Origin of the sequence: Roseibium alexandrii DFL-11, assembly GCF_000158095.2 — a bacterium.
Classification (GTDB): Bacteria; Pseudomonadota; Alphaproteobacteria; order Rhizobiales; family Stappiaceae; genus Roseibium; species Roseibium alexandrii.
The window spans coordinates 3,727,079-3,745,675 of the sequence record NZ_CM011002.1 but is presented as its reverse complement, the minus strand read 5'-3'; the positions used below and the strand labels follow the sequence as shown (position 1 = coordinate 3,745,675).

Below are 18,597 nucleotides of genomic sequence, written 5' to 3'. Positions count from 1 at the left end.
CGCCCTTTGTCGGATCAGCCGAAGCGTGACTACAAAAGCTATATGGAGCGCATCGTGGTCTCCGCCAGTGCAACTTGGACAACCCGTATCTGAATTGCGAAACCCGGCCTTAAGCCGACGGGGCCTGACCTGCGATCCGGCCGAGGACAACGGCACTCAAGAGACCGTTGCCGGACAGATAACCACTGTCACCGCGGCCTGAAACGCCGCACGCTGCGCCGCCGCATGCATGGAGGTTGAGTATAGGTGCTCCGTCTGTCTTCAGAACACGCGCGTGTTCGTCGGTCCGCAACCCGCCCTGTGTGTGAAACAGGGCGCCCGTTACCCGGACACCGAAATAGGGCGGGGCTAGCTGTGTGTCGCCAAACCTCCGGCCAAATCCGTCTGTTTCATTCAATGGCAGGCTTGAGATTGTGGCGGTCAGGTTTTCCGCTGCTAGGCCGAGCTGGTCTGCAAGGCCTTCAAGCGTCTCACTGACCTTGATCGCGCTCACGGCTTCAGCGTTTTTGAAGTCCTCAAACTGGCGGGCGATCTCCGCAATCTGGCCGTCAAAGATTGTATAGGCTTCGCCGCCTGGTTGGGCGAGCACCGCACGGGCGGCTTCCGAGTAACCTTGAGATTCATTCCAAAAGCGCTCTGCTTCTCGGTTCACCTGGACGCCGCCGCTTGTGATCACCGCCCATGTGATCAGGATCCCGTGCGGATGCGCAACGTTGCCGTGGCCCTGGTAGGCGCCAAGATGCGCCATATCCGCGCCGATGTCTTTTCCCCAGACGATGGCTTCCCCGCGATTGCCGTCGTGACCAAACCAAAGGCCGTCGGCTATGTCCGGCATGAACTGGCTGACAAGATCGCGGTTTCCGCCGAAACCGTTGCAGGCCAGGATCAACTTTTCACATCCGATGGTCTCCAGTCCGCCATCGGGGCGCTGAACGGTCACACCGGAAATCCGACCTTGATCCGTATGAAGCTGCACTGCGCGCCGTTCACAGATGATGTCGATGCCTCGGGTCTCGCAGGTTGAGCGCAGGCTGTCGATGAGTTCAATGCCGGACCGGGTGGGGAGGCCATGCATTCTGTGCCTGGAATGACCGGGGTAATCGAAGTTGGTTATGACCGAAAACGGCAGGCCGTGAGTTTCACTCAGCCAGTCTATGGCCGGGCCAGACTGTTGGGTCAGGAGATCTACCAGCGCCGGATCATTTTCCTGCTTTGCCTTGGATTGAATGTCCTGGGCAAAGAGGTCTGCGCTGTCCTCAACACCCGCTGCCTTTTGAATGTTGGTTCCAGCTGCCGGTATGAGACCTGCGGAGAGCGCCGTGGAGCCGCGCGGGATTGGATCCGCCTCGATCACGAGCACCGATTGGCCGTCTTCTTGAGCGGAAAGTGCTGCAACGAGACCGGCTGCTCCGGCTCCAATGATCATGGTTTCACAGTCCAGATCAAACTCGGCTGGCGCCGATGAAACCTCAACGGTCACTTGGGTCATAGCTTGAACCCTTTGCCAGCATATCCGCGGTTCCGATAACGCCATTCAGACCGTCGAAGTCGAACATCCGGTCTTTGAAGGGCCGGTTGCTGCCATTGGCATGTAAGCTGGCGTAATACTCTTGTGCGGTCTTGGCCAAGGCGCGGACGATGCCGCCTGGGAAAATCACGATGGAATAGCCCTGGGCTTCCAGATCAGAGGCGCCGGAAATGGGCGTTGCGCCGCCCTCCACCATGTTTGCCAGAAGTGGCACCCGGCCTGCGAATTGGGTTGCGACTTCAGTCAATTGCTCACGTGATTGGGGCGCTTCGATGAAGAGAATGTCTGCGCCGGCCTCCAGATAGGCCCCGGCCCGGTCGATGGCAGCTTGAAATCCTTCCACCGCAATGGCGTCCGTTCGGGCAATGATCAGGGTTTCCTCTGATGCACGTGCGTCCGCCATGGCCCGAACCTTTCCGGCCATCTCTGCGGCCGGTATCAGGGATTTGTCGGCAAGATGTCCGCAGCGCTTTGGATAGGTCTGGTCTTCGACCTGGAGCGCTGTTGCCCCGGCGCGCTCATAAAGGCGCATGGTTCTTTGGCCATTGAGCGCGTTTCCAAACCCGGTGTCTGCATCGATAATAACCGGCAGATCAGTCCGGTCGGCAATCAGTGCCATCGTGTCGGCCATCTCGGTGAAGGACGAGAGGCCGATGTCCGGGCGGCCCAAACGGGTGTAGGCGACCGCGGCACCGCTCAAATAAAGGGCTTCAAACCCGGCGGCTTCGGCAAGCGAAGCCGTGAGGCCGTCATAAACACCGGGGGCGATGACAATCTCGTTCTGCTGCAGGCGTTTCTTGAGGCTCATGCCGTCACCTCCGGCCAATCTGTTGTGATGGTGTCCAACAGGTCGGCACACGCCATCTGATGGGTGACGGTCGCCAGAGACAGCAAGGTTGCCTCGTGCACGTTGTTCTTGAAGGCGGCAGACCCGTCCGTCAAAAGCACGGTCTCGATATCGCGAAGATGAGCGTCCCGCAGTGTGGATGCGACACCGCCGTTGGTGACGATTCCGCCAACGATCAGCTTGTCGATGCCAACGGCGCGCATGATGTATTCCAGTCGTGTCTGGTAAAAGGCGGAATAGGCCACTTTTTCAATGACGAAATCAGCTGGAAAGAGCTCATCGACCAACGTATGGCCGAAGCAGCCCGGTGCAAAATCACCTTTGCCGAGGAAGGGTCGTAGCACTTGCAGGTGCGGGGAAATCAAGGGTTCGCCCGACGCATTCGGGACAAGTGTGAACTGCGCCGAAATGTAGTGGCCTCCGCGTGCCCGCAAGGCCTTCACCAAGGGCGCAATGCGTTGTGGCAACGCCGCGATGCTGTCAGCCGATTGTCCGGCGCGGCCATACGCACCCTCTTGGTGCAGAAAGTCGTTCTGCAGATCAATGGTCAGGATCGCCGTACGCTTTGGATCCCACGTTTTCAGATCGATCATGACGTGCTCTCCAGAGGTTCAAGAATAGTGTTGCCAAAAGCGTCCACACGCGCCTGCAGATTGGGCTCAACCAAAACGGTTGTATCCGGCTGGACCAGGATCGCCGGCCCATTGATCACCGTACCTGCGAGCAGGGAAAGGCGGTCGTATACTGCAGTCTCGTACCAGGAATCCCCGAAATGCACCTTGCGGCTCGATTTTGGTTCCGCAGTTCCACCAGCTGAAGGGGCAAGTGTTTTAAGATCGAATTTCGGACGTTTCCCGGTGACGGCGGTGCGCAAGTTCAAGATCCGCCGGACACCGTTGTTCAGGAGCCGGCCAAAGGCGGATTTGTAAGCTGCATCAAAGGCGGCTTCGATATCTGCCTTGCTCGAAGCTGTTACCTGGCCGTCACGCACGGTCACTGCAATCGGTACGGAGACCGTGTGCGTCTGACCGATATAAGCCATGTCCAGCTCAAAACTGATGTCCCGGGCTTCGAACGTCGTGCGTGCAGCATCCAGAAGAGCCATACCGCTGTCGACATGGGTTTGCATGTGGTCCGCCAGCGCATTTTCGTCGAGGGCATCAACCAGTGAATTGATGGTCTGAACGAAATCCTGGCGCATGTCCGCGATCACGCAACCCATGGCCGAGGTGACGCCGGGGTAGCGAGGCACGATGGCCTTGGCGATTCCGACTTCAGCAAGCATCGCTCCGGTATGCAGCGCGCCGCCACCGCCAAAAGGCATGAAGGCAAAGTTCTTCGGGTCAAAGCCGCGCTCGATGCTGACAAGCCGGATGGCCCCAGCCATACGGGAATTGGCAACCCGCATGATGGCCTCTGCCGCCTGTAACGTGTCGAGGCCAAGCGGCTTTCCGACATGAATATCGATCGCATTGGCGGCCGCTTCGACGTCCAGCCGGTCCAGCTTTCCTCCGATGGGGCTCTCCGGATCAATGCGGCCAAGAACAACGTTTGCATCCGTGACGGTCGGTCGGTCATTTCCAAGACCATAGGCAACGGGGCCGGGATTGGAGCCGGCGCTTTCCGGGCCGATGTTCAAAAGACCGCCCTTATCGACCCAGGCAATGGATCCGCCGCCCGCGCCGATCGTGGTGATCTCGATCATCGGCGTGCGCACAACCATCCCGAAGTCGATTGATGTCTGCGGAGACAGCATCGATTGACCGTCCGAAATCAGGGACACATCAAAACTGGTGCCGCCCATGTCCCCGGTGATGACATTGTTGAAACCAGCAGACGAGGCGATATAGCCCGCAGCAATCACGCCGGCCGCAGGACCTGAGAGCGCTGTTCGTACCGGCAGTCTGCAGGCCGTATCGACCGCCATAACCCCGCCGTTTGACTGGACGATCATGAACTCGCCGTCGAACCCGCCGGTCTTGAGCGCTTGTTCCAGGCGGCCAAGATATCCGGACACTTCCGGCTGAAGGTAAGCGTTCAGCGCCGTTGTCGAGAACCTCTCAAATTCGCGGATTTCAGGGAGGATTTCCGAGGACGCGGACACATGGGCATTCGGCCAGATCTCCCTGACAGCAGCAACAGCCGCCTTTTCATTGTCCGGGTTTGCATAGGAGTTAGCGAACAGGATCGCGACGGCCTCGCAACCTTGCGTCTGGAGCTGCTGTGCGGCAGCGCGGACCGCATCAAGATCTACTGGGGTACGAATGGTTCCATCTGCCAGGGTTCGCTCGGGCACTTCAAGACGATTGCGCCGGTCGACAACAGGTTCAAAGTCTCCCCGCAGCCCCCAGGTGCGTGGCCGGTCCCGGCGGCGCATCTCCAGAACGTCTCTCAGACCTTCCGTGCAGATCACTCCGGTCGGTGCGCCTTTGCGTTCAAGAAGCGCATTGGTCCCGGCCGTGGTGCCATGAACAACCACAGAAATCGTTGACAGGTCATCGACCTGCTTGCTGATGCCATCAAGGAAACCACCGGATTGATCCGGACGGGTCGTTGGGACCTTCGCAACGGCGGCCGTTCCATCGGCTTCATTGAGAACAAAGACGTCCGTGAACGTTCCGCCGACATCAACGCCAATCATCTGTCCGCTCATTAGGACACCTCCCGCCAAGCCGTACCGTAATTCTTGTCGGCCGCATCTGAGCTGACGAGACCGCGTGCCACGTCACGGGCGATGTCGCCCGCCTCACGATTTTCCGCCTTGCCGTATCCGCCGCCGCCCGGTGTTTCCAGGCGGACAGCCTGGCCCTGGCGCAACTTGATGCCGCGCATTTTCGAGGCGAGCGGTGGTGTCTTCCAACCATCATCCTGTTCATAGGTAAATTGATTGAGTTCTCCGTCGTGTCCGTCCGCAATGCCTTTTGGCGCAAACCGGCCGCGTTCTCCGAAGAGGAAGGCCTCGGCGCCATTCTCTTCAAGGACTTCGATCTCGTAGATGGCCCCCATACCGCCTCGATGAGCACCGGCACCGGCGCTGTCTGGCCGCAGCGCCCATTGGCGGAACATGACCGGATAGGCAGCTTCCAGAATTTCCATTGGCGGAATGGTCGCCGTTGAAATCGGAGCGTTGCCGTGGTTCAGGCCGTCGCTTTCCAATGAACCGCCATGGCCGCCGCCATAAAAGCTGAACATGACCCAGGGCTTACCGTCGCTTTTCTTACCTGCAATCGACAGGGCGTTGATCGTGCCGTAGGCGTTCGCAACGACCCTATCCGGTGCGGCCTTCGCAAAGGCGGAAAAGATCACATCGATCATCCGCAGAATTGTCTCGGTATAGCCACCGGTTGGGGCCGGAAATTCAGCCGACAACAACGACCCCTCCGGCACATTGACCGTGATTGGGCGCATCACGCCGGCGTTTGCGGGCAAGGCCGGGAAGATGTGTTTGATCGCAACATAGGCAGTGGCGACGGTGGTCGGCAGCGCGATGTTGACCGGGCCGTCGCATTGCGGCGAGGAACCGGCGAAATCCAGGGTCAGTTCATCGCCCTTGATTTCCAGCGCGACGCGGATTGCCAGCGGCTCATCGGTGATGCCGTCATTGTCGAGAAAGTCTTCCGCTTCCCAGCGCCCATCCGGCAGATCAGTCAATTCAGAGCGCATCAGCGCTTCTGCGCGGTGACCAAGAGCGTCAAGAGCGCCGCTCACGGTCGCGGCGCCGTATTCGTCGAGCAATTCGTCCATGCGTTTGATGCCAAGATCGAGCGCGCCCAGCTGGCCATTGAGATCGCCCATGGCGGATTGCGGCAGGCGGGTATTGCGCAGGAGAATGTCGATGATGTCCTGATTGACCACACCGGCACGAGCCAAACGGACCGGGGGGAGGACAAACGCTTCCTGGAAAACTTCCGTTGCTGCAGGATTGTAGTTGCCTGGAACGGCCCCGCCAACATCGTGCCAGTGGCCGACAGAGGCGAGGTAACAGAACAGTCTCCCATCGCGGAAATAGGGACGGACCAGCCGCATGTCCGACAGGTGGGTGCCGCCGATATGCGCATCATTGAAGATGAAGATGTCGCCGTCGTTCAAATCGCCATCGGCAGCGGCTTTTTCAATCACCGCCTTGACCGCAAAGGACATCACACCGACAAAAATCGGAAGACCGGATTTTCCCTGGACCAGCGTGTCGCCGGTCCCGGCGTGATAAAGGCCGTGGCTGGCATCATGCGCTTCAGCAATGATGGGATTGAACGCTGCGCGGAAGAGCGTTGCGTCCATTTCGTCCGCAATCTGTTCCATGCGGCCGGCTAGAACCGACAGTGTTATCGGATCGATATCGCTCATGCGTTGGCCTTTACTTCTGCAATGTCGTTCCAAACGTCCTGGCGGGTGATTTTGCCCGCGACGACTTCGAACCGATCGATGAAACGAATGCCTTCGAAGCTGTCTCCATCCGGCCATTCGCCGGAGAGGTTGCCGCGGCAATAAACAACTGTCGCTGCTTTGCGGCTTTGCATGACATCGAAGCCGTCATAGGTTTTTTTCACGAAACGGTAGCGTGGTTTTGCCCAAGCGATCAGCTCGTCAAGCGTCCGGAGAGGACCGGTGCCCGGGAACTCCATGACGAAGTCTGCGCTGAGCATCGATTGCGCGCGCTCCAGGTCCCTTGCCTCCATGGCGCTCAGATAGGTCCGAACAAGGTCGCCGGCATCCGGCAATGCTGAAGCGCCCTGCCGGTGAATGCCTCCGCGGGAATAGTCCTCGCCCTTTAATTCATGGATCAGGACGGTAATTGCTTCGGGTGGAGCCGGTACGACGAGGCGCACCGCATCGGTCAGAGCTTCATGAAGCCGCAGCTTTTCTTGCGACTCGTAGCCTTGCAATACGTGCAATTCGACAATCGGCATACTGCCTCCCTACAGCAATTTGTATTACACATAATACAGCTTGAAAAAATATCTAATACAAAAAATGAAAAAAATATCGGACCGGCAACTTGATATTTGAGTATCCAGCGATACCATTGAGCCTTACCCACGGAGGCTTGCACACATGAACAAGCATGCAAAATCGGTGTTGCCGGAAGGCGCCAAGGCGCGGCAGGTCTACCTGTCTCTCCGTGATCAGATTTCCGATGGCAGGTTTCAGGACGGGCAAACCCTCCCGGGCGAACAGAAACTCTCTGAGGTCTTTGGTGTCTCGCGTGTGACAGTACGCCGGGCGCTTGATGCTTTGGCCGCCTCGGGCCTCATCATCCGGCGTGCAGGAAGCGGGACAACGGTCTCGACAGCGGGTCAGCTGGACAAACCGGTTGCTATGAACCTTGCGACCCTGATGCCGCAACTTGTTGAAATGGGTCAAAGCACCACGGCGCGCCTTCTATCCTTTTCATACGATGCTGCGCCGGATTTCGTGGCATCCGCTCTCGGGCTGCCGAGCGATGAACAAGTTCAGATCGCAACCCGTGTCCGGAGCACGAACCAAACACCGTTTTCACACCTGACAACCTATGTCCCGGCTGAAATCGCTCGCAACTATTCAGAAAATGACCTGGCAACGACCCCGCTCTTCAAATTGCTGGAACGTGGCGGTGTCCAGATCAAGGATGCTCATCAGTCGGTTTCCGCAACCCTTGCCGGGCCGGAAGTTGCCGACGCTCTTGATGTCGCGGTCGGCTCTGCGCTGTTGTCCTTGCGCCGCGTGGTCAAGGACGTTGATGGCAATGGGGTTGAGTATCTGGCGGGCCTCTACCGCCCGGACATGTTCCGCCTTGAGATGCCGCTAACCCGGGTCGGGGACGGGAACGCCCGCCATTGGGAGCCAGCGATTGGAAAGACGCACGAGGAGGGCGCATGACAGCGGCCACGACCCTTCTCGACAAGCTTTGGTCGTCGCACGAAGTGCTGACCCGTGAAGACGGGACATCGCTTTTGTGGGTGGACCGGCACCTTGTGCATGAAGGGTCCCATCATGCGTTCGCCAAACTGGCCGAACGTGGTGCGGCCGTCGCTGAACCCGAATTGACCTTTGCCGTTGTTGACCACTATGCGCCGACGCGCCACCGAGAACATATCGCAGATCCTAAAATCCGCCGCATGATCGAAACGCTGCGCTCGAATGCAACGCAGCACAGTTTGCGCCTGTTCGATCTGATGGATCCGGCGCAGGGCATCGTGCATGTCGTGGGCCCGGAGCAGGGGCTGACCTTGCCGGGTCTGCTGGTCAATTGTGGCGACAGCCACACATCGACCCACGGTGCGTTTGGTGCGCTCGCTTTTGGCATCGGTGCGACGGAAGTCGCTCATGTTCTTGCGACACAAACCGTATGGCAGAAAAAACCGGCGGCCATGCGTATCGTCGTTGACGGGAAGCTGGCCGAGGGCATCAGCGCCAAGGATATCGCGCTTAACTGGATTGCAAAACTTGGGTCCGACGGCGCCCGGGGACACGCGATCGAATATGCCGGAAGCGCCATCCGGGACCTGTCGATGGAAGGGCGGATGACGCTCTGCAACCTTTCGATCGAAGGCGGTGGCCGCTTTGGCATGGTCGCGCCCGATGACACCACCTTTGCTTATATCAAAGGGCGGCCCTTCGCGCCAAACGGCGCAGCTTTTGAGAAAGCTCAGGAAAAGTGGCAGAAACTGCGCTCTAACGAAGATGCCGTCTTTGCCAAAGATGTAAGTCTGGCGGCAGAAGAGATCGCACCGACCGTCACTTGGGGCACGAGCCCTGAGCAAGCATTGCCGGTCAGCGCAACGCTTCCTGATCCGTCCAGGCTGTCAGAGGAAAAGCAAAAGGCTGCGCGCGACGCGCTGGACTATATGGGGCTGGCTGCCGGGTGCCCGATCGAAGGCACGCCGGTCGATCAGGTGTTTCTCGGTTCATGTACCAACGGGCGGATCGAAGACCTTCGGGCCGCTGCCGCCGTGCTTGCAGGCCGGGCGGTGAAGGTACCGGGACTGGTCTCTCCCGGGTCAGCACTTGTCCGCCACCAGGCAGAACAAGAAGGTCTGGACCAGATTTTCCGGAAAGCCGGTTTGGAGTGGTCTGCGTCCGGCTGTTCGATGTGTGTTGGCATGAACGGCGACATCGTTGCGCCGGGCAAGCGTTGCGCGTCTTCGACCAACCGGAACTTTCGCGGGCGCCAGGGTCCGGGTGCTCGCACGCACCTCATGTCACCGGCGATGGTCGCAGCTGCCGCTGTGACCGGCACCATCACCGATGTACGCCCTCTCTTGAAAGGGAGGGAACTCTGATGGCTGGTTGGACTGAACATCAGGGGCAAGCAGTCGCTTTGCCGGTTCACAATATCGATACGGATCAGTTGATTCCGGCCCGGTTCATGTCGACGCCAAGGTCAGAGGGTTATGGACAGTTCCTCCTTCATGATCTGAGGCGTCTGGACGACGGATTGGAGTGTCCGGACTTCCCGCTTAATCAGTTTCCGCAGGCCAGCATCTTGATCGCAGGCCGGAATTTCGGCAGCGGTTCTTCGCGTGAAGCAGCGGTCTACGCGTTGGTGGATGCAGGTTTTAGGGCCGTGGTGGCACCGAGCTTCGGCGACATCTTTGCGAGCAATGCGGTCAATAACGGTCTGTTGCCAGCACTTATCTCGGAGGCCGATCTTGAGCGCCTGACGGGCGAGCTCAACGAAGGCTGCGGTCCGGCACACATTCATCTGGAGCACGGACACATCATCGTCGGTGGATCCGAAGTCCCATTCTCACTCGACAACAGCTGGCGAACAAAGCTGATCAACGGGTGGGACGACATCGACCTGACACTGCAACACGAACGTGCGATCGAGAAACACAAGCAAGATCGCAGAACAACTTCTTCCTGGGTTTGGCCCAACGCGGAAGACCAGAACTCTCAAATGAATGGGAGCCAATAGCTGAGGGGCCAGCCTTGAAAACATAGGGACCAACTGAGGGACGTCCCGCAAAGTGGAGTGAGACTATGAAAAACATCCTCGTAGCTGGCTTGGTTGCCAGTGCATCACTGTTCACAGCGACCGCGCATGCGGAAGACAGGATTTCCGCGGTTCATGCATTCCCGGAAACGCTGATCTACACAAAAAGCTTCCTGTCCTTCGTCGACAAGGTCAACGAAGCTGGCAAGGGCGTGGTCCAGATTGATGTGCGCGGTGGCCCGGAAGCCATTGGCATGTTCCAGCAGCCGGATGCCGTGCGGGATGGCATCGTTGACATGGTTTACACACCGGGCTCCTTCTATGGTGGCGCCCTGCCGGAAAAAGACGCGATGGTCGGCTCGAACCTGACCGCTGTTGAAACACGCCAGAACGGTGGTACGGAACTGATTGATCAGATCCATCAGGAAAAAATGGGTCTGAAATATCTCGGCTGGTTTGACAGTGGTGTCTGCTACAATCTTTGGACCCGCGACGAGCCGACCTTCGATGCCGATGGCAATCTGGAAGTGGAAGGCCTGAAACTGCGCGGCAACAACGTCTACAACGCGTTTTTCTCCAACTATCTCGGCGCGCAGGTCATCGATTTGCCGACCGGTGAAGTCTATGCCGCTCTGCAGCGCGGCGTTGTCGATGCAACCGGCTGGACCCAAATCGGTTTGATCGATCTGAAATGGAACGAGTTCCTGAACTACCGGATCGAGCCCTGCTTCTTCTCCACCGACCTTGGTGTGATCGTGAATCTGGAGAAGTGGGATTCCCTGTCTGATGAATCCAAGAAAATCCTGCAAGATGTCGCCATTCAGCATGAGAAGGACAGTGTCGAGGCTCTGCGCAAGAAGCGGGATGAGGATTTCGCCGCGCTTGATGCTGCAGGCATGATCTCTGTCTCATTGGAAGGTGAAGCCAAAGCCAATTACCTCGCAGCAGCACGCGAAAAGACGTGGGAGCGGATGAAGGGCCTGATGGCAGAACAGCCGGGCGGCACCGACAATTACGATCGCTTGATCGAATTGTTCTACGATTTCGACGCTGCAAAATAAGCACTTGAAACACGGGCTCGCGGGGATCGCGGGCCCTCTTTTTTGCTGGAGCAGGCGGTCTTCATGACAGCACTCAAGAAAGCATATAACGCCTTGATCGATACAATGGCGATTGCAGCCGGGGCAACGCTTGTGTGGCTTATGGTATCGGTGGTCGGCTCTGTGCTCATGCGAAATATGGGTATGCAGCCGTTTGCCTGGCTGTTTACGTCGGCCGAATACGGACTTCTCTACATGACCATGCTGGGCGCGCCGTGGCTGGTGCGCGAGAAAGGGCATGTGCATATCGAGCTCATTACGTCGATCTTGCCTCCTGCCGTCCGGAACGTTGTAAGCCGGAGCGTGGCGCTTGCCTGTGTCCTTGTCTGCCTCATTCTGGCCTGGCAAGGCGTTGAATTGCTTTTGAAAAACATTGAGCGCGGTGATTATGACACGCGCGCCTATTATTACCCGCGCTGGCTTCTCACGATTTCCTTTCCCGTCAGCTTCGGGCTGATGGCAATCGAGTTTTCGCGTTTTGTCGCCGGGCCGGACACGCTCCATACCGGCGAAGCAGGGATACACGAATAATGGAATGGTATGAGGCGCTTGCCCTTTTGCTGGGTGTAATCGTGGCCCTCATGGCAATCGGGATGCCGGTCGCCTTGGCGTTTCTTGCGGCGAACATCGTGGGAGCCTGGATTTTCATGGGCGGGGAGCGCGGCATTGGCCAGTTGCTCAACAATGGCCTTGGGTCCATGACCAAGTTCGCCCTGGTCCCCATTCCACTGTTCTTGTTGATGGGGGAAATCTTCTTTCACACGGGACTCGGCAACCGCATGTTCACGGCCATCGACAAGCTGCTTGGCCGGCTTCCCGGGCGCCTCAGCTATGTCACCGTAATGGGGGGGACAGCGTTCTCAACCCTCTCCGGCTCGTCCATGGGGTCGACCGCGCTTCTCGGCTCGCTCATGGTCCCTGAGATGAACCGGCGCGGCTATAAGACCCACATGAGCATCGGCCCGATCCTTGGGACGGGCGGTCTGGCCATTATCATCCCGCCGTCTGCTCTTGCCGTTCTTCTAGCAACGCTTGCGCAGATCGATGTTGGTGCCTTGCTGATTGCAGGGGTCATTCCGGGGCTCATCCTGGCTGGGTTTTACATCGCCACCATCTGGCTTCAGACGAAAATCGATCCATCCGCTGCGCCGGCCTATGACGTTGAGCCGATGTCCCTCGGTGCCAAACTCTCGCTCTTGGTGCGGGAGGTGGTTCCGATGGTGGGCGTGATGGTCATTATCATTACACTGATGATCAATGGTTTCATTACGCCATCAGAAGCAGCCGCCTTCGGCGCGCTGGGCGTGCTCATCCTTGCCGCCGTCTTCCGCTGCCTCACATGGGAGGCCATGCGCAAATCGATTACCGGTGCGCTTCGGGTCACCCTGATGGCCTATCTGATCGTGTTCGGGTCGGCCACCTTCAGTCAGTTGCTCGCTTTTTCCGGAGCTTCCCGCGGTCTGGTCAACTGGGCAACATCGTTTGAACTGGCACCGATCGCGATGCTGCTCGTGATGTTTGCAGTTCTTTTGATCCTTGGCATGTTCATGGAGCAGATTTCGATCATGCTGTTGACCGTTCCGATTTTCTTCCCACTCGCATTGACGCTGGGCTTCGATCCGATCTGGTTTGGCCTGATCATGCTCTTGTCGCTGGAAATCAGCTTCACAACACCGCCCTTTGGGCTGTTGTTGTTCGTAATGAAGGGGGTCGCGCCCCCCGGCACCACCATGCGAGACATCTATACCTCGGCTTTCCCGTTTATCGGCTGCTCGCTGCTGGTCGTCGCCTTGTTGGTCTTGTTTCCGGGCTTGGCCCTGTGGCTGCCAGGTTTGTAGTGGCAATTAGGGACGGCAACCCAGCCGGGAGTGAATTCCGGCACAGGCTAGAGCAACAAATAAACCCGCCCAAATAGGCGGGTTTATTTTTTATCATTCGATGTAGGTACGGTTTAATTCAGGCCTTTTGGCCGACGGATCGTCCCGCTCCCTCAGGCTGTTCGAGAGCCGCATGGGCCTGATGATAGGCCCCCAACTTCTCTGCAACCGCTTGATCCGGCAGAGAACTTGCCCGGGTCGTTAGGTCCACGTGCAACAGCAGTGTTTCAACAGTTGCTGCGAGTGTGTCGTCGGGTCCGTAAAGGAAGTGGAAGAGGTGCAGCTTCTTGCCTTCACCTTTAAGCACCTGGGTGCGGATGGTCAGCCGGTTACCGGCGTGTAATTCGCTGAGATAACGGACATGGGTTTCGATGGTAAAATAGCTTTTGCCTGACGCGATATAATTCGCATCTGCGCCGATCAGCTCCATGAACCGGTCCGTTGCGAGTGACCCGGCCTCGAGATAGTGGGTCTCGTTCATATGGCCGTTGTAGTCGGTCCAGCTGACAGGGATTTTCCGGTCGCCCGTAATTGGCAAATCCGGCGCTTCAGGTTTCGGCAAGTCTGCCTCATGGCGCTGGATGACGCCGCCGGCGCCACTGCCGGTTTTTTTAAGCGCCCGCATCATGCCAACGAGATTGTCGTCCCGCAGACGCTCCAGCTCGCGGATCGACATATGGCCGGATTGCGCATCAGATTGCCCCGCTATCAGGTCAACCAGCTCATCGGTAAACTCCGGGACGTCCATCAGTTTTGTCCAGGGCCACTTCAAGGCCGGACCGAACTGCGCCATGAAATGCTTCATACCGGCTTCACCGCCGGCAATCCGGTAGGTCTCGAAAAGGCCCATCTGCGCCCATCGGATGCCAAAACCCATCCGGATGGCTTCATCGATTTCTTCTGTTGTGGCAATACCGTCCTTGACCAGCCATAGGGCTTCGCGCCAGACCGCTTCCAGAAACCGGTCCGCAATGTGGGCGTCGATTTCCTTGCGGACCATCAGGGGGAACATGCCGATTGAGCGGAGAACGGGCGCTGCGTTCTCGCAAGCCCCGGCATCTCCAACCAGCTCAATGAGCGGCAGGAGGTAAACTGGGTTGAAAGGGTGTGCGACGATAGCGCGCGCGCCTTTCTCGTTCAGCTCCGATGGCTTGAACCCCGAAGTTGACGAGCCAATGACCGCGGTCTCCGGCGCCAGTTCACTCAGGTCTCCGAGGATCCTGTGTTTCAGGTCCAGCCGCTCTGGAATGCTTTCCTGTATCCAGTTTGCGTTCTGAACAGCATCAGCCATCTCTGAGTGGAAGCTCAAGTTCCCTTCGGCGGGCAGCGCCGTATCATAAAGCGCGGGCAGGCTGCGGCGCGCATTGGCGATCACTTCGCCGATCTTGCGTTCCGCTTCCGGGTCTGGATCAAAAACGGCAACATCCCAGCCGTTCAGGAGAAATCTCGCGGCCCAACCGCCGCCGATGACGCCGCCGCCAATGATTGCCGCCTTCATTTTGGAGCCCTCCTGGTCAGACCCAGTGTTTGTCGAACGGCGACTGGTCCGGCAATACGGGCTCCCATGCCTTCAATGACGCCGGCCGCTTTTTCGACAAGCTGGGCATTGGTGGCCAGCACGCCCTTTTCCAGGAAGAGATTGTCTTCCAGGCCAACCCGGACATTGCCACCTGCCAGAACGGAAGCTGCGACATACGGCATTTGATCGCGGCCAAGGCTGAAGGCCGACCAGGTCCAGTCTTGCGGGACCGCATTCACCATGGCCATGAAGGTGTTGAGATCGTTCGGCGCGCCCCAGGGAACGCCCATGCACAGCTGAACGAGGGCCGGGTATGTCAATGTGCCTTCTTCAACCAGCTGTTTGGCAAACCAGAGATGCCCGGTGTCAAAGGCTTCGATCTCCGGCTTAACGCCAAGCTCCGTCATCATGCCGCCCATGGCCCGGAGCATGCCCGGAGTGTTGGTCATGACATAATCGGCTTCAGCAAAATTCATGGTGCCGCAGTCAAGGGTGCAGATTTCCGGAAGGCACTCGGCGATGTGTGCCATACGTTCTGTTGCACCAATCATGTCCGTTCCGGCTGCATTGACGGGCAAGGGGGCTTCTGTAGAGCCAAAAACTATATCGCCGCCCATTCCGGCGGTCAGATTGAGGACCACGTCAACGTCGGCCGAGCGAATGCGGTCCGTGACTTCACGGTAGAGGTCCAGACGGCGGGACGGGACACCGGTCTCCGGATCGCGGACATGGCAATGAACGACTGCAGCACCCGCCCTGGCCGCGTCGATCGCACTGTCCGCGATTTCCTTCGGGCTGCGTGGAACATGGGGAGACTTGTCCTGCGTGGAGCCCGATCCGGTGACAGCGCAGGTGATGAAAACGTCCCGGTTCATTTGAAGTGGCATGAATTTTTCCTCCGGATCAGCGGGCGTTCAACCGGACTAGGGAGAACGGCCAAAAGCTGATCGTTTTTAAAGTGATAGAGCATCTTTGTGCGTTTTCCTGAGCGCACGATGCTCTAGCGGCCCTTCCAGACCGGATCGCGTTTTTCTGCAAAGGCACGCGCGCCCTCAAGTTGATCTTCCGATCGATAGAGCCGTTCGACGGTTTCGAACTGGCTCTTGGTGATGCGGTTCATGGCATCCTGGAATTTCATGTCTTCCGCTTCACGAACGACTTCCTTGATCGCGGCGTAGACAAGCGGTGGGCCTGAGGCGAGCAACTCGGCCATCTTCCGAGCCTCGCTCATCAAGTCAGCAGCCGGAAGGACGTGGTTGACGAGACCCCAGCGGGCGGCTTCCTCGACTTCGATCCAGCGGCCTGTCAGGAGCATTTCCATGGCAATATGATACGGGATGCGCTTGGGCAGTTTGATGCTGGCCGCATCGGCAACCGTACCGGAGCGGATTTCCGGAAGGGCAAATGTCGCGTGATCGGCAGCCAGAATAATGTCGGCAGACAGGGCGAGCTCCAGTCCGCCGCCGCAGCAAATGCCGTTTACGGCCGCGATCACCGGCTTGTTGAGGCCGCGCAATTCCTGCAATCCGCCAAAGCCGCCTTTGCCGTAATCACCATCGACCGCATCACCGCCGGCGGCAGCCTTCAAGTCCCAGCCAGGGCAGAAGAACTTCTCGCCGGCGCCGGTGACAATCACCACCCGCAGATCCGGGTTGTCGCGAAAGTCAGTGAAGATGTCTCCCATGATCCGGCTTGTCTTGAGATCGATGGCATTGGCCTTCGGACGGTCGAGCGTGACCTCCAGAATATGGCCGGTGACGCTTGTCTTGATTGGGTTATCCGTCATGATTTTGTCCGCATCTGATGAGGGCATCGGCCGCAATCGCAAAATCCTGGCCGCAAAGGAGGGGATTTATCTCGGCCTCTTCGACCGTTCCGGATTGAACGTAGTCTTGGAGAGCCATGATCGTATCGAGAACCTTGGGAAGGTCGCAAGCAGGCCGGCCCCGGTAGCCGGCGAGTACTTTTGAGATTTTCAGGTGTTCGAGGGCTTCTTCAATCTCTCGGCGGTTGGCGGGAATGGTGAGAGACACGCCGTCTTGCAGGAGTTCGGTAAAAACGCCGCCGGCAGCGATGGTGAGAACATGGCCATGCCCAGGGTCCTTCACGATGCCGATCAGGAGCTCTGCCTGCGCGCCGGTGACCATCTCCTCCACGAGAAAGGTACCGACAGGCATTTTGCCCGCGGCCACCTCAACATCTTCCCGCGAATTGAGATTGAGTATAACCGCCCCGGCTTCGCTTTTGTGCGCAATTCCCTGCCCTTTTAAAACGACTGGAAAGCCAACGCTTTCAGCCACTTCTGCCGCCTTCTCCGGGGAGGCTGCGGTGCCGCTTTTGGGTACCCGAATCCCGAAGGCTCCAAGCTGTTGCTTGGCTTGGTGTTCGCTCAGGGTTTCAGGGCTCGTCAAAGGTGGTGAGGTGAAGACGTTGTCAGCTGGAGGGGGTGCCATATTTGACGCGGCTGCGATGGCTGCAAGGGCCTCTTCCATGCCTGAAAAGGGAACTAAGCCACGGTCGATGAGGTTTGCTGCAATGGATTCCGGCAGGGCTTCGACCAAAGAGCTGACAATGCCCATCGGCTTGTTCGACAGGTTGGCAGCCGCTTCGATGGAGCCGATCACCTTTTCCCACTCAGCGCCATCGCAGCGGTCTTCCCTTGGGAAATCGAGGACTATGAGGCCAAGCGCCAGATCTCCGGTCATCATGGCGGCAAAAGTGGCCGTCATCGCATCCGAGTCACCCCAGATATAGGTGTGATAGTCGAGCGGGTTGGCGAGGGCGACTTTGGGGCCGAGCGCTTCTCTCAGTCCGTCTGACTGGGTTTGGGTGAGGTCTGGAAAAATAACATCATGGGTCAGCCCGAGATCCGCCATGAGACTGGCTTCGCCGCCGGAACAGGAGAGCGATGCGATCCGCTCAGATGTAAGCGGTCCATGGACGTGCATCAGTTTGAGCGTTTCCAGAAGCACCGGAAGAGACCGGACCTCAGCAATGCCGAGCCGGTCAAACAGGGCCGTCGCGCCTGCGGACGAGCCGGCAATGGAGGCCGTATGCGAGATCGTGGCAGCCTGAGCCTGATCGGAACGGCCGGTCTTCAGCGCCACGACCGGTTTTCCGCAGGCCCAGGCCTTTCTCGCGAAGGCTTCAAAGGACGGGAGATCGTCGATCCCCTCGATATGAAGACCGATCGCTGTGACCCGGTCATCATCAAGCAAAGCCTCGCCGATGTGAGATAATCCCGACTGCGCCTGATTGCCCACTGTCATGATGTAGGCAATTGGCAGGCCCCGCGCCTGCATGGTGAGGTTCAGGGCAATGTTGGAACTCTGCGAGATAATGGCAACGCCGTTGGAAACCTTCGCTAAACCGTGCTGATCCGGCCAGAGCGACGCGGTTTCCAGCGCGTTGATGAACCCGTAGCAATTGGGTCCGAGGATCGGCATGTCACCGGCGGCGGCCACCAGCTCTTCCTGGAGGCCAACGCCATCTTCCAGTTCTGCCGCAGCTTCCCGGAAGCCGGACGCAAAACAAACTGCACCGCCTGCGCCCAATTGCGCTGCCTGACGGATCACTTCGATGGTCGCATGCCGGTTGACGCCGACGAAAATCGCGTCCGGTGCTTCGTTCAACTGGTCAAGGGACAAGACCGCCGGAAAACCTGCGATCTCGCTGCGTTTTGGATGAACGGCCGTCAATTGGCCCGTGTAGCCAAAGGCGTGGCACTGCTTGAGGACGCTTTCGCACCAGGTGCCCCCGCCCACAACCGCAATCGAGCGCGGGTTCAGCAGCCGGTTCAAGGACCGCATCC

Annotated in this window: 16 protein-coding genes; 6 read left to right on the top strand and 10 right to left on the bottom strand. The window is 58.5% G+C overall.

Annotated elements, in window-relative coordinates:
* Positions 1–109 precede the first annotated feature (109 nt).
* From SADFL11_RS17160 to SADFL11_RS17135, 6 genes are read right to left on the bottom strand one after another with little or no spacing between them, the layout of a single operon-like run.
* The gene (locus SADFL11_RS17160; RefSeq protein WP_008191902.1) at positions 110–1,489 is read right to left on the bottom strand and encodes an FAD-dependent oxidoreductase; all 1,380 of its coding nucleotides are present in this window, start codon (positions 1,487–1,489) and stop codon (positions 110–112) included.
* Complete coding sequence (locus SADFL11_RS17155) at positions 1,470–2,336, bottom strand: isocitrate lyase/PEP mutase family protein (RefSeq protein ID WP_008196838.1); 867 nt, start codon at positions 2,334–2,336, stop codon at positions 1,470–1,472. The genes SADFL11_RS17160 and SADFL11_RS17155 overlap by 20 nt, the downstream gene beginning before the upstream one ends.
* A complete protein-coding gene (locus SADFL11_RS17150; RefSeq protein WP_008195559.1) occupies positions 2,333–2,968 on the bottom strand; it encodes a cysteine hydrolase family protein in 636 nt (211 codons plus the stop codon). Before SADFL11_RS17150 ends, SADFL11_RS17155 begins: the two co-directional genes overlap by 4 nt.
* On the bottom strand, positions 2,965–5,028 hold the full coding sequence (locus SADFL11_RS17145; protein ID WP_008196850.1) for a hydantoinase/oxoprolinase family protein: 2,064 nt from the start codon (positions 5,026–5,028) through the stop codon (positions 2,965–2,967). Before SADFL11_RS17145 ends, SADFL11_RS17150 begins: the two co-directional genes overlap by 4 nt.
* Positions 5,028–6,719, bottom strand: a complete 1,692-nt coding sequence (locus SADFL11_RS17140) for a hydantoinase B/oxoprolinase family protein (protein ID WP_040451216.1) — start codon at positions 6,717–6,719, stop codon at positions 5,028–5,030. The genes SADFL11_RS17145 and SADFL11_RS17140 overlap by 1 nt, the downstream gene beginning before the upstream one ends.
* A complete protein-coding gene (locus SADFL11_RS17135) occupies positions 6,716–7,282 on the bottom strand; it encodes a nuclear transport factor 2 family protein (protein ID WP_008192279.1) in 567 nt (188 codons plus the stop codon). The genes SADFL11_RS17140 and SADFL11_RS17135 overlap by 4 nt, the downstream gene beginning before the upstream one ends.
* 145 nt (positions 7,283–7,427) lie before the next feature.
* Here SADFL11_RS17135 and SADFL11_RS17130 point away from each other — a divergent pair, with 145 nt between their 5' ends.
* The 6 genes from SADFL11_RS17130 (at position 7,428) to SADFL11_RS17105 (ending at position 13,228) form a co-directional block, all read left to right on the top strand.
* Positions 7,428–8,231 (top strand): GntR family transcriptional regulator, encoded by an 804-nt coding sequence (locus SADFL11_RS17130; RefSeq protein ID WP_008189726.1) that lies wholly within the window; start codon positions 7,428–7,430, stop codon positions 8,229–8,231.
* Positions 8,228–9,634, top strand: coding sequence for a 3-isopropylmalate dehydratase large subunit (gene leuC / locus SADFL11_RS17125; protein WP_008194113.1), 1,407 nt, complete (start codon positions 8,228–8,230; stop codon positions 9,632–9,634). Before SADFL11_RS17130 ends, leuC begins: the two co-directional genes overlap by 4 nt.
* Positions 9,634–10,272 carry a 3-isopropylmalate dehydratase small subunit gene (leuD, locus tag SADFL11_RS17120; RefSeq protein ID WP_008196970.1) on the top strand — a complete coding sequence of 213 codons (639 nt, stop codon included), beginning with the start codon at positions 9,634–9,636 and terminating at the stop codon, positions 10,270–10,272. The genes leuC and leuD overlap by 1 nt, the downstream gene beginning before the upstream one ends.
* Before the next feature lie 65 nt (positions 10,273–10,337).
* A complete protein-coding gene (gene dctP, locus SADFL11_RS17115) occupies positions 10,338–11,351 on the top strand; it encodes a TRAP transporter substrate-binding protein DctP (protein ID WP_008192745.1) in 1,014 nt (337 codons plus the stop codon).
* 63 nt (positions 11,352–11,414) lie between these two features.
* Positions 11,415–11,921, top strand: coding sequence for a TRAP transporter small permease (locus SADFL11_RS17110; protein WP_040452689.1), 507 nt, complete (start codon positions 11,415–11,417; stop codon positions 11,919–11,921).
* Entirely contained in the window at positions 11,921–13,228 is a 1,308-nt protein-coding gene (locus SADFL11_RS17105; RefSeq protein WP_008196534.1) for a TRAP transporter large permease, read from the top strand. Before SADFL11_RS17110 ends, SADFL11_RS17105 begins: the two co-directional genes overlap by 1 nt.
* 118 nt (positions 13,229–13,346) lie before the next feature.
* Here the strand turns inward: SADFL11_RS17105 and SADFL11_RS17100 are convergent, their stop codons facing one another.
* The 4 genes from SADFL11_RS17100 to SADFL11_RS17085 all read right to left on the bottom strand — a co-directional run bounded on the left by SADFL11_RS17100 (position 13,347) and on the right by SADFL11_RS17085 (position 18,595).
* Positions 13,347–14,765, bottom strand: a complete 1,419-nt coding sequence (locus tag SADFL11_RS17100; RefSeq protein WP_008195767.1) for a carnitine 3-dehydrogenase — start codon at positions 14,763–14,765, stop codon at positions 13,347–13,349.
* Positions 14,762–15,673 (bottom strand): 3-dehydrocarnitine:acetyl-CoA trimethylamine transferase BcoG, encoded by a 912-nt coding sequence (locus SADFL11_RS17095; RefSeq protein ID WP_040451218.1) that lies wholly within the window; start codon positions 15,671–15,673, stop codon positions 14,762–14,764. Before SADFL11_RS17095 ends, SADFL11_RS17100 begins: the two co-directional genes overlap by 4 nt.
* Before the next feature lie 113 nt (positions 15,674–15,786).
* Positions 15,787–16,572, bottom strand: coding sequence for a carnitinyl-CoA dehydratase (locus tag SADFL11_RS17090; RefSeq protein WP_040452690.1), 786 nt, complete (start codon positions 16,570–16,572; stop codon positions 15,787–15,789).
* Entirely contained in the window at positions 16,562–18,595 is a 2,034-nt protein-coding gene (locus SADFL11_RS17085; RefSeq protein WP_008189159.1) for an acetate--CoA ligase family protein, read from the bottom strand. The genes SADFL11_RS17090 and SADFL11_RS17085 overlap by 11 nt, the downstream gene beginning before the upstream one ends.
* Between the last annotated feature and the right edge of the window lie 2 nt (positions 18,596–18,597).